Origin of the sequence: Streptococcus infantis, from assembly GCF_964243025.1 — a bacterium.
Classification (GTDB): domain Bacteria; phylum Bacillota; class Bacilli; order Lactobacillales; family Streptococcaceae; genus Streptococcus; species Streptococcus infantis_N.
Map to the genome: position 1 here is coordinate 1 of NZ_CAXTDJ010000008.1, position 12264 is coordinate 12264.

The following is a 12264-nucleotide window of genomic DNA, read 5'->3' on the forward strand; positions in this document are numbered from 1 at the left end:
GAAGTGAAAACATTGGTGACTAGCGTTGTTGCTCAAGAACCAGTTACTCAAATCATCGAAGTTGGGACTCCTGTAACACATGTGGGAGATGAAAAAGGTCTAGCTCCTGTTGCGGAAGAAAAACCAGCACTAGAGATTCCAAATATACCGGCTCCTATTGCAGAAGAAAAACCGAAATTAGAGATTCCAAGTAAACCAGCTCCAGCAACTGTTCCTGCCGAGGAAAACAAAGCTCTTCATCAAGCCCCAGCTCCTGTAGCAAAAGAAAATAAACTTCCTGAGACAGGAAGCCAAGGTTCAGAATGGTTGATTGCTACAGGTTTGATGGCTGCACTTACAGCATATGGACTTAGCAAGAAAAAAGATTAAGCACAAATAAAAAGCGAGATTCAATCTCGCTTTTTTATTTTATGATTAGTCGCCCAAACCGATGCGTTCGAAAATTTCATCCACTCGTTTGGTGTAGTAAGTTGGGTTGAAGATTTCATCGATTTCTTCTTGAGTCAAACGTGATGTTACCTCTGGATCTGCTTCAAGAAGTGGTTTGAAGTCTACTTGATTATCCCATGATTGGGCCGTCTTCGGTTGAACAAGGTCATAAGCTTGCTCACGCGTCATACCTTTTTCAATCAAGGTCAACATGGCACGTTGGCTAAAGATAAGACCAAACGTAGAATTCATGTTGCGAATCATGTTTTCTGGGAAGACCGTCAAGTTCTTGACGATATTTCCAAAACGGTTGAGCATGTAGTCGATCAGAATAGTCGTATCTGGTGTGATGATGCGCTCAGCTGATGAGTGAGAGATATCACGTTCGTGCCAGAGAGCGACGTTCTCATAAGCTGTGACCATGTGGCCACGGATAACACGCGCAAGACCTGTCATGTTTTCAGAACCGATAGGGTTACGTTTGTGAGGCATTGCTGAAGACCCTTTTTGCCCCTTAGCAAAGAACTCTTCCACTTCACGTTGCTCAGACTTCTGCAAACCACGAATCTCAGTCGCCATACGCTCGATCGAAGTTGCGATGCTAGCAAGAACTGCAAAGTACTCAGCATGAAGGTCACGAGGAAGGACCTGTGTAGAGATTTCTTGAGCACGAATACCCAATTTGTCGCAGACATATTGCTCTACAAATGGTGGAATGTTGGCAAAGTTCCCAACCGCACCAGAAATCTTACCAGCTTCCACACCAGCAGCTGCATGCTCGAAACGCTCGATGTTGCGTTTCATTTCGCTATACCAAGTTGCCAATTTAAGACCAAAAGTTGTCGGCTCCGCGTGCACACCGTGGGTACGACCCATCATGATGGTGAACTTGTGCTCCTTGGCCTTGTCAGCGATGATGTTGAGGAAGTTTTCAAGGTCACGACGGATGATATCGTTGGCTTGTTTGTAGAGGTAACCGTAGGCCGTATCTACCACGTCAGTAGATGTCAAACCATAGTGAACCCACTTACGCTCTTCACCAAGAGTCTCAGAAACTGCACGTGTGAAGGCAACCACATCGTGACGAGTTTGCTGCTCGATTTCCAAAATACGGTCGATGTCAAAGTCCGCTTTTTCACGAATCAAAGCCACATCTTCCTTAGGGATTTCTCCCAACTCAGCCCATGCCTCGTCAGCCAAGATTTCCACCTCAAGCCAAGCACGGTATTTATTTTCTTCACTCCAAATATTCGCCATCTCAGGGCGAGAATAACGTTCGATCATGTTATTTCCTTTCTTCATTCTATGGGATTATTCTCCCCAAAATTTATTTATATCTGGATTTCTGCGTTCATAATAAGCTATTATCTTAGCTAATTCATTTAATTGAGATTTTAATTTCTTGTTATCTCCATTTCTGTAAGGAAGCGGAGAATCAAAATCTTGCCAATCTCGAGACTCAACATTTCTGTAATAGCAATCAAACAACCCATATATTACATTAGCACCGTTTCCACCAAAATAAACATCAATATTTGACAAAGATTTCTCCGCAGGTGCATAACGTGGACAGAAATCTGAAGTTCTATTTCTATATTCTAATTTAGCTAAAATAAATAATTTAAAAAAACTTTTCAGTACATTTGAATAATTGTAAATTACGAATAACTTTGTATCCGTACCAGTTTCACCTAAATAATTTCGTACTTTTGATTGTATAATTTCCAAAATATCAAAATAAAATGATAGTATTTTTTCAACTGAATCAAAAATCTCATTCAATCGATAATGAAATTTTTCCGTGTTCATTTGAAAACTTTCGCCTGTATGAAATTTAAATAAAGAAGTAAGCTCAGTGTCTTTTTTAAATTTACTATATCGATGAGTTGAATAAAACTCCATCAACTGACTTAAAAACCTATTTTCCTGTTTTTGTAATTTTGTTTTAACTTCCATGTACTGAATCAAAAGATTGTTCAACTGCTCATGATTATGGCCTTTGAAAGCTTTATCGATTTGAGAACTAAATTCCTGCTTCTTATTCCCTTCCAACTTATTATATGCTAAATTTAATATTATTTTTTGAATTCTTTCAATACCAACAGCTATTTGATAATATGCTTTAAATATTTTCGATTCTGAATAAGACTGGAAGTAAGTAACGTAAATCATACTCTCTAACCCATCAAAAAGAAAATCAGCTGCTGTCATAAACTCTGTATTGAGTACTACACTATAATGAAAAAAATCGCCATCAAAAATAGTATCGTCCAAATCTTCCTCCTTACTCAAATTCCTCATTTCCAATCCAAACAGACGGATAGTGATCTAGTGTATTCAAATCCGTATCCAACGGTAGATCATAGATTGCTAAATAGTTTTCAGAATATTGAGCAATTAGCTCTTCATATTTATCCTTTACCTTTTCGTGATCACTACTAGCATACAAGACTTCAACGACTGCTCCAGTCTTATCCTTTTCAACAAAAGCATTAACGATGATTTGAATCATAGTAATTGATAAAATCCGAATACTGTATTTCGTTTTAGAAAATACAAGTAGCCATGTGCCTTTCTTTTTAAACTAAAATTAGCATCAGTTCAGTTAATTATCTATTTCTCAATATGGCCTAAATATATATTCTCCATATCCTAATTCCTTATAAAGGTTGTCAAAATCTCTTTGATCTACATAAATTAAAGGATCAAAAGAATCATTGGCAACAATCTCCATAGTTTCACTTTGTTGCAATTTCACGACCAACCAAGGATTAATGATAAACATCTTTTTATCATTATGTATATAAAATAATCCAAAAATATTTGAAGGCCACAAAACATTCTCAATCATAATTTCTTGCTCAACATCAATGATATATTGATGTTCTTCTGATTGAGTCAATAGTAATTGTAACTCCTTCGAGTTAACAAAATATTTACCAATTTTTTCAAATCCAAAAATAATAAAACCTTCGTTATCAATAAAGCTTTTTGCAATATTATAATTCCCAGTTCCAACTGTAGTTGAAACATAATGGGAAACATAAGATTTAAAATCAAAGAAAGTTTCTTTCCCACAATTATGAACAATTGCTTGCAATAACCTCAACCTCATCTTTTTATCTGAGGGTAAAAAGAACTCATCAATATTTATTTTTGTTTTAATTTCATTCAATAAGTACTCCTCATTACTAAATTGTTCTGAGAGTATTTGATTTTGACTATCCCCAAGTTGATTTTTAATAAAATCAACTCCTTTGTCCCCAACAATAAAGAATTTATTCAATCCGTTTTCTAAAATATAGCTTACATCTGGATAAATATGCTTTAATCGAGTACCTCTATAATAAGTAAAAAATGAATCGCTAGAATTAACATTACTAATAAACAATTTGAACTTTTTTAGAATCTCTTCTTCAACGACTTCCAATTGGTAACCTGACATACATTTTGGATCAATTGTTCTAAAATCAACATCAGTAAAATCTATATCTAAGTCTACTTTTTTAAATTTTGAATCTTTAATTATAACCATACTGCATTAAATATCCTTTCTAAATCCCGCATATTGATAATTCATAAATTATATTTGTTTATACTAGAAAATTAAGCTTATATTAATTTGTTACATGCCTATATTGATTATTAAACATTCTATTTTCAATATCAATTTTAGGAGTCTATTTAATAACTGATGTAAACATGCATTTGAATCTTTATTAAGAACTTGAATTTTTAAAAATCTCCAACCTCATCCGGCGCATCACTAAACAAAGTCACATGTCCCATCTTGCGGTTGTGCTTCGCTTCTATTTTACCATACATGTGAAGGTGGGCGCTTGGATTTTCTGTCACATATGTTTCAGCAGCCTCGACATGCTGGCCGAGAACATTAAGCATGACAGCTGGGGCATGTAGTTGGATAGCTGGCAATGGTGCTCCCAGAACACCTAAAATATGGGTATCAAACTGGGAGAAGTCGCAGGCTTCAATAGAGTAGTGCCCTGAGTTATGTGGACGTGGGGCAATTTCATTGACGATGATGTCATCAGCTGTTGCAAACATTTCCACGCAGAGAGTTCCAGACAAGTGGAGTTGCTCAGCGATTCTCACTGCCATGGCTTTGGCCTTGACTGCTAGACTTTCTGAAATGCGGGCTGGCACGATGGTCTTAGACAGGATATTGTTGCGGTGGATATTTTCCTGAACTGGGAAAACTGTCACATCCTTGCCATTTCCTGAGACGATAACAGAAATTTCAAGGTCAAAATTGACAAATTCCTCCAAAACACAGTCTGCAGAATCAGCCAGTGCATAGGCTTCTTCCAAGTCTTCTTCTGCACGAATGACCTTTTGCCCATGGCCATCGTAACCACCGGTCGCAGTCTTGAGGACATAGTTTTTAGAGAGGTCAATATCTGCCAAGTCTTTGCTAGAAGTCACGACCTTGTAAGGTGCCACAGTGACTTGAGCCTTGTTTGACAAAAAGTCCTTTTCAAAAATCCGGTTTTGGGAAATGCGAAGCAGATCTGTCCCTTGAGGGAGTTGTCCATCCTTAATGACAGCATCTAGTCCGTCGGCATCGACATTTTCAAACTCATAAGTGAGAACATCGCAACGCTCTGCCAACTGACGAAGGGCATCCACATCATTATAAGGCGCCACGATGATTTCCGCCACGCGAGAAGCTGGGCAATCCGCCGCAGGATCCAGCGCGATAACCTTGTGCCCCATGTAGATAGCAGAAATGGCCATCATCTGACCCAGCTGACCGCCACCGATAATTCCGATTGTTTTAGATGAGCTCATTTGTTGACTCCTCTGCGATTTTTCCTTGTTCTTCTGCATAATCTGCCAAAGCTGTCGCGATAGCCTGATCCTCTACTGACAAGAGACGGAGGGCAAAGAGGGCAGCGTTAGCCGCACCTGCTTCACCGATAGCCATAGTTGCGACTGGTACTCCACCCGGCATCTGAACGATAGAATAAAGAGAATCTATACCGCTAAGAGCACGTGATTTGACGGGTACCCCAATAACTGGAAGAGTTGTTTTAGCAGCAACCATCCCTGGTAAGTGCGCAGCGCCACCCGCACCTGCGATGATAACCTTGATGCCACGGCTACGGGCTTCCTCCGCATGTTTGAACATAAGGTCCGGTGTCCGGTGAGCGGAAACAACTTTCTTTTCGTAGGCTACACCGAAACGGTCTAGGACTTCTACTGTTTTTTGCATGGTTGCCCAGTCGGATTTTGAGCCCATGATAATGGAAATTACTGGTTTAGTCATAATTTTTCCTTTTCTTTTTTGATAATGGTCTTAGGTGGTGGGGACGGAAGCAAACCTTCGGTTTCATTCCTAAAATTTGAGCCTAAGGTCTCAAATTTTCCCTAGATCAGAACAGATACTGTTCTGGTCTTTTCACCACGGCGACCATTATCGGGTTTGGCGACTGCGTCGCTTTTTCTTATATCTTTATCTAATTGCCTTGCTACCGATATCTGTTCGGTAAAAGAGGCCTTCTGTATTTTGTTTGTTAAGTTGGTTGTAGATAATGTTTTGGCCGTCTTTGACGGTGTCTGCTGTTGTGACCAACATGTAAACACGTCCTCCGTTTGAGAGGAGATCTTGATCGTTTTCAGAGAATTTAGCACCAGCATAGTAAGTGATGATGTCGCCTTCTGTCTTGGTAGGAAGCTTGACACCTTTCTCATAAGCGAGTGGGTAGCCGTTTGATGCTACAACCACACCTAGTGTCACACCCTTATCCGTCCAAGTAATAGCTGGCTCCTTGCCATCGAGGATGTCCGTGATATTTTGCGCAAAATCAGATGTCAAACGAGGTAGGATAATCTGAGTTTCAGGATCTCCGAAGCGAGCGTTAAACTCGATAACCTTAGGTCCATCAGCTGTCAAGATAAGCCCTGCGTAAAGAACTCCCAGATAAGGACGGCCTTCCTGAATCATGCCCTCAAGAACTGGCTTGACAATAGTCTCAACCGCTGTATCAACTACACTCTGTGGCAAGTGTGGAACTGGCGCATAAGCACCCATACCACCAGTGTTAGGCCCCTTGTCGCCATCATAGGCTCGTTTATGGTCCTGAGCTGTTGGCATGATGTAGAACTTGTCCCCATTGACAAAGGCAAAGAGTGAAAATTCCTCTCCTGCAAGAAACTCCTCAATAACCACACGCGCACCTGAGTCCCCGAATTTATTGTCCAAAAGCATCTCGTGAGCGGCTTCGACTGCTTGCTCGACTGTCTCCGCAACGACAACACCTTTCCCAAGGGCCAAACCGTCTGCCTTGACTACGATTGGAGCACCTTTTTCTTCGATATAGGCCTTGGCTTCCTCGAAATCTGAGAAGGTCCCATAGGCTGCTGTCGGAACATCGTATTTAACCATGATTTCCTTAGCGAAATCCTTGGACCACTCCAACTCCGCTGCCAATCTTGTCGGACCAAAGGCTTTGAGACCAGCTGCATTGAAATCATCCACGATTCCAGCAGCAAGAGCGTCATCTGGACCAATGAAGGACCAAGCAATATCGTTGGCTTTTGCAAACTCAATCAATTTAGAATGTTCGGAAATAGAGACATTTACCAACTCCAGACCATCCAGAGTCATCCCGTCATTTCCAGGAGCTACAAAGACTTTTTCAACGTCTTTTGACTCAAGCAACTTCTTAGCAATGGCATGTTCACGACCACCCGAGCCGACAACTAACAGCTTCATCTTACAACCTCTTTTGCGAATTATTTACTATCATTATACCATAAACGTTCGTTATAATCTTGTTTTTCTCCGCATTTTTACGCAAAAAAGGAAAGAAACTGTTTTCTTTCCTTTTGTTTCTTAATGTCTAAAAATTTACTCAAAGTTTCAACTAATCTTATATAATTTCCACATATAATAAAGACTAGTTGAATGTCAAACAACATTTTCGTTTCAAGTAGTCATTCAAGCACTCAGGCGTATCTGCACAATTAGTAAACACTGTCATTATATTTCTATCTTCAATAAAAAATTGTCTTTGCAGAATACCTCCTCTTTTATTCTCTACAGATAATATAAACTCTTTTAAAAACCATAACAACTGTTTCCCTCTAGAATAATCCTCTATGTGAACACGGTATTCCTCTATATCATTTTCGAAAGTGTAGCGTATGTGTTCTCGTCTATCTCTATAAATAGATAACTCCGAGACATAATCTCTGCCATTCTTTTCACTACCTTTTTTAATTTTCTCACTTAGCATTTTCTCATACATACTTTCAAAAAAATTAAAACTTATATCTTCCACTAATAATTTTATCTTTTTTTTATGCTTGATTTCAACTATTTTATCTGCTTTATTTTTTAACCCCAAGAAATCAAAGTCTATTTTGACCCCATTTAATTGACAACAAATAGCCCATAGATTCATATCCGTCAAATGTTGAATAAATTCTTTATATCTTTCATTAAAAAAATCTAATACCATGCTAAACTCTGGATCATCTTCATTTATCCCAAAATGTGTTTTCAGTATTCTCTCGATTGCTGTATGGCTGACGTAAAAGTTTTCAACTGCGTATTTTGGAGTCATATATACATCCGAATCTAGCCGGTGTTTTTCATAGTCTTTATCTATAAAAAATAATTTATTCTTTAATTTATATCCCTCCTCATGAGTAAATTTATCAACTAATTGCAACACTTTACTCTTGCCACCAACCTCATATGCGTTGTAATTTTTAATAAAATTTCGTATTCGACAATCGTAATATTGCCTATCTTTTCCTTCATAAAACACAAAATATCTATTAGGATTAGTCTTAGCATCTCTCGTATACCTTTCCCAAACAACGGAGGATTCTGTCAAACTTTCCAGATGATTTTCTATTGTTACTGATTTCAAATTATCTCCCCCTTATTTAAAAAGGCAATTCACCATCATTATCGTCATCTAAAAAGAAATATGTAAATTTATTATCTCTATTTTGCGAAGTTTCCTTAATACACTTATCAATCTCTTCCGCATAAGGTAGGAGATTTCTATATATGAATGGAGAATGAGTTACTGTTAATAAAAACTTACACTTACTTGCTTGAGAAATATCATAAATAAATTCCTCTTGCCATGGAACGGATAAAGATAACTCAGGTTCATCAAATAAAATAATAAGTTCTTTTTCATCTTCTAAAAATATCTTAGAAAAGGTGGAAATTAATTGTTTTTCTCCTGATGAAAGATTACTTAAATTAATAATATCTTCAACTTTTTCCCCATACTGATTATTCTTAAATATAGTTTCCCCTTTACTATCAGTCCTTTTTATATCTAACCTTAACGACTGTGGATTGTAATAAAATTTTTTCCTAAACAGATATTTATTTACTCTTTTATTAAAATCATTAATTCTACTATCAATGACCGCCAAAGTTTTGTAATTTTTAAGAATACTTGAAACTAGATAGTCAAGATATTTATCTTTGTGCAATTCTCCCTTATTTATCTTACTTAAAATTATAGATTTAGTTTCTTTAGTTATTTTATCCCCTAATCTAGAAAGAGCAATATTTACTTCTTCAGGATCAAAATTTTCACCAGAAAGTTTAATATTTTCTCCATTAGAGAAAGTATTTAATAAACCACTAGTCATGTTATTATAACGTTCGTTGGTTTCTTTACTAATCTTATTTAATAGTTCATCTATCCTCTGTTTAACATCCTCCATACCGAAATGGATTAATTCCCCACTGGATTTACTATTAATCGTTCTTCCTCCAGGACCTACATTTTCAGACTCTGTCTTTAGTTTGACTAAATCTTCCTCAATCCTTCTATAAGTTGGGAAGTATAAAATTTTATACTTATTTTTTAATTCCTCTATATAACCTATTAGTTCCATATACTCTGCAGGATTAATTCTCTCTATAACCTCCACCATGACGTCTTGAATAAGAGGTTGAGGATAATTACGTAATAATGAATAGTTTTCATATAATTTTCGTACTTCGAAATTATATATAAAATCTGTCGAACTCTCTAGTTTCAATAGTTCATTCATCAAATTTTCGTCTTGTTCAATTTTATTAATTAATTCATCAACTACATATTTTGGATATCTTCCCTTGCGACTTCTGATTACTGAATTTATCTGTGTAATATCACTTTTGGTTATTCTTACACTTTTTTTCCCTTCGAATTTAATTTCAAGACTCTCAAAAATATATTTTGATAATCTTTCATAGTTTAGATCAAGCAAATAATACAGCATCGAAAGAATAGTGGTCTTACCAACACCATTTTCACCAATATAAACAGTTTTATCATTTTTAAAATTCAACTCAACATCATAATAATTATGGAGATTATTAATTTTAAATTTTTCAATTAAAGGCATACATATACTCCTTGATAGTTTTATTTATTACATTATACCAAAAAGCAAGCCTTTCAGCTTGCTTACTGCAAATATTATTATACTCAATTTAAATTGTTCTACTTTACCCTGATACCTTTGAAATCTTAATGTCTAAAATGTCTCACGCCTGTGAAGACCATAGTCAAGCCATATTTATCAGCAGCCTCGATAGACTCTTGGTCACGTACTGACCCACCTGGTTGAATGATGGCCTTGATACCTGCTTTAGCGATTTCTTCCACGTTATCCGCAAATGGGAAGAAGGCATCCGAAGCAAGAACGGCACCGTCAAGGCGGTCTTTAGCTTGATCAATGGCGATACGGACGGAAGCCACACGGTTGGTTTGACCAGGACCGACACCAAGTGTCATGTGATCATTAGTCACGATGATTCCATTTGATTTGACATACTTGATAGCTTTCCAAGCAAACTCAAGAGCAGTCGCTTCTGTCTCAGTTGGTTGGCGTTTGGTTACCACTTGCCAGTCAGCTGGGCTTTCTTTGATCACGTCTTGGTTTTGAACGAGGAGTCCACCGACAACACCTGTGTATTCTGCTTCCACTTCACTAGCATCTTGTGCGTCAAATGGCAAGGCAAGAATGCGCAAATTTTTCTTTTTGTTGGTCAAAATGGCTAGCGCTTCATCCGTATAGCTTGGTGCGATGATGATTTCAAGGAAAACGCCGTGCATCTTCTCAGCTGTCGCAGCATCTACTTCACGGTTGAGAACAACGATCCCACCGAAAATCGATACTGGGTCAGACTCATAAGCGTAATCCCAAGCTGTTTCGATGTCATCAGCTTGACCGATACCGCACGGGTTCATGTGTTTGAGAGCTACAACCGTTGGACGTTCTTTGAAATCGCGGATAATACGGATAGCAGCATCAGCATCGCGGATATTGTTAAAGGACAATTCCTTACCGTTAAGCTGTTTCGCTGATGCAATCGAATAGTCCGTTGACAAGGCTTTTTGGTAGAAGTCTGCGTCTTGTTGAGGGTTTTCACCGTAACGCATTGGTTGTTTAAGGTCATAAGTCAGAGTGAGTTTTTCAGGTTTGCTTTCACCCACTTGAGCTGTGAAGTATTCTGCAATCAAGGCATCATAAGCCGCTGTGTGACGGAAAACCTTAGCTGCTAAACGTTGGCGAGTTTCATAAGAGGTTTCGCCGTTTGCCGACAATTCGTCAAGAACAACAGCGTAGTCAGCAGGGTCTACTACAACTGTTACGCTGGCGTGATTCTTCGCTGCTGAACGAAGCATTGATGGACCACCGATATCTATGTTTTCAACGGCATCCGCGTAAGTCACGTCTGGTTTAAGAATGGTTTCCTTGAATGGATAAAGGTTGACCACAACAAGGTCAATGAGCTCAATCTTGTTGTCTTTAGCCGCTTCCAAGTGGCTATCCAAGTCACGACGAGCGAGGAGACCACCATGGATATTTGGATGGAGGGTCTTGACACGACCGTCCATCATTTCTGGGAAACCAGTCACATCATCGATGGCGATAGTGTCTACCCCAGCATTGTCAAGGGCAACTTTGGTACCACCTGTTGAGATGATGTCCCAACCAAGTTTTTTAAGTTCTTGGGCAAATTCAACAATGCCCGCTTTATCTGAGACGCTGATTAAGGCGCGTTTAGTCATTTTTGTTCCTTTCTTTGTATCAAGAGGTGCTTTCCCATCATTTACACTAAAGATTGGCGATCATAGTCTGTAACCTGATTTCCAAGTTCTTCTAACAGTTTTATGACCTCAAGCTTACTAGTTTCACTTTCGTACACACTTCGCAGTTCTGCATCTGTCGCACCAATCAGGGTTACAAATTCCACTTTTCCATGCGGAGTATCAAGAGGCTTAGCTAAATCATCAGCAGCAGTCAAAAATCCTGTCAGACTAGATTTCTGCTGGGCATCAATTCCTACTGTTTGCTTGGTATAAATGTATTCTTCTGGCATAACCACTTTACCTGTTTGAAAAATATATCTTGCCACATACTGTAGTAAACCACAGCCATTTTTGATTTCTTCTTCGTCATTATTTGATTTCTTTAACTTAAACGTTAATTCTATCCCATAACCACTGTATTCAGGATCTTCACATTCTTTTGTATATAATTCTGACAGACCATAGCTGACAAAATGCCAAAAATCTCCCGCATCATAAACACTGATGCCATCAAGCGGATCTGGACCGCCTAGCATATACTTGATAACTGTCCCATAATGAAGTGGATTAGGCTGATCCGGATATAAACGATTAAACTCTGCATCAATCGCTTCCCATCCTGGAGCGCTATCATCTGTACTTTCAGCTTCAACAACTTTGCCTTCATCTTCAATTGGTGTCTCTTCATCTGAAGATTTCTTCTTAAAAAAATCAAATAAAGCCATAACATCCTCCTTATCTGATGTTGGAC

Annotated in this window: 12 protein-coding genes; 1 reads left to right on the plus strand and 11 read right to left on the minus strand. The window is 38.2% G+C overall.

What is annotated here, in order from left to right:
* Positions 1-369: LPXTG cell wall anchor domain-containing protein (locus tag ACESNQ_RS08165; RefSeq protein ID WP_373076075.1), on the plus strand; the 369-nt coding region annotated here is incomplete at its 5' end.
* A 45-nt stretch (positions 370-414) separates the two neighbouring features.
* Here ACESNQ_RS08165 and purB read toward each other — a convergent pair.
* The 11 genes from purB to ACESNQ_RS08220 all read right to left on the minus strand — a co-directional run bounded on the left by purB (position 415) and on the right by ACESNQ_RS08220 (position 12238).
* Positions 415-1713 carry an adenylosuccinate lyase gene (purB, locus tag ACESNQ_RS08170; protein WP_313790592.1) on the minus strand — a complete coding sequence of 433 codons (1299 nt, stop codon included), beginning with the start codon at positions 1711-1713 and terminating at the stop codon, positions 415-417.
* A gap of 27 nt (positions 1714-1740) precedes the next feature.
* A complete protein-coding gene (locus ACESNQ_RS08175) occupies positions 1741-2703 on the minus strand; it encodes a hypothetical protein (protein WP_373076077.1) in 963 nt (320 codons plus the stop codon).
* Positions 2704-2713: 10 nt separating this feature from the next.
* Positions 2714-2941, minus strand: coding sequence for a phosphoribosylaminoimidazole carboxylase (locus ACESNQ_RS08180; protein ID WP_373076079.1), 228 nt, complete (start codon positions 2939-2941; stop codon positions 2714-2716).
* A gap of 108 nt (positions 2942-3049) precedes the next feature.
* Positions 3050-3964 carry a hypothetical protein gene (locus tag ACESNQ_RS08185; protein ID WP_373076081.1) on the minus strand — a complete coding sequence of 305 codons (915 nt, stop codon included), beginning with the start codon at positions 3962-3964 and terminating at the stop codon, positions 3050-3052.
* Between the two features lie 200 nt (positions 3965-4164).
* Positions 4165-5238 (minus strand): 5-(carboxyamino)imidazole ribonucleotide synthase, encoded by a 1074-nt coding sequence (gene purK, locus ACESNQ_RS08190; protein ID WP_373076083.1) that lies wholly within the window; start codon positions 5236-5238, stop codon positions 4165-4167.
* On the minus strand, positions 5225-5716 hold the full coding sequence (gene purE, locus ACESNQ_RS08195) for a 5-(carboxyamino)imidazole ribonucleotide mutase (protein ID WP_373076085.1): 492 nt from the start codon (positions 5714-5716) through the stop codon (positions 5225-5227). Before purE ends, purK begins: the two co-directional genes overlap by 14 nt.
* Before the next feature lie 186 nt (positions 5717-5902).
* Positions 5903-7165, minus strand: a complete 1263-nt coding sequence (purD, locus tag ACESNQ_RS08200; RefSeq protein ID WP_373076087.1) for a phosphoribosylamine--glycine ligase — start codon at positions 7163-7165, stop codon at positions 5903-5905.
* 184 nt (positions 7166-7349) lie between these two features.
* The gene (locus tag ACESNQ_RS08205; RefSeq protein WP_373076089.1) at positions 7350-8330 is read right to left on the minus strand and encodes a DUF4435 domain-containing protein; all 981 of its coding nucleotides are present in this window, start codon (positions 8328-8330) and stop codon (positions 7350-7352) included.
* 16 nt (positions 8331-8346) lie between these two features.
* On the minus strand, positions 8347-9819 hold the full coding sequence (locus ACESNQ_RS08210) for an AAA family ATPase (RefSeq protein WP_373076091.1): 1473 nt from the start codon (positions 9817-9819) through the stop codon (positions 8347-8349).
* A gap of 125 nt (positions 9820-9944) precedes the next feature.
* Entirely contained in the window at positions 9945-11492 is a 1548-nt protein-coding gene (gene purH, locus ACESNQ_RS08215; protein WP_373076093.1) for a bifunctional phosphoribosylaminoimidazolecarboxamide formyltransferase/IMP cyclohydrolase, read from the minus strand.
* Positions 11493-11533: 41 nt separating this feature from the next.
* Positions 11534-12238: a suppressor of fused domain protein gene (locus tag ACESNQ_RS08220; protein ID WP_373076095.1), complete on the minus strand. Its 705-nt coding sequence runs from the start codon at positions 12236-12238 to the stop codon at positions 11534-11536.
* Positions 12239-12264: the final 26 nt, after the last annotated feature.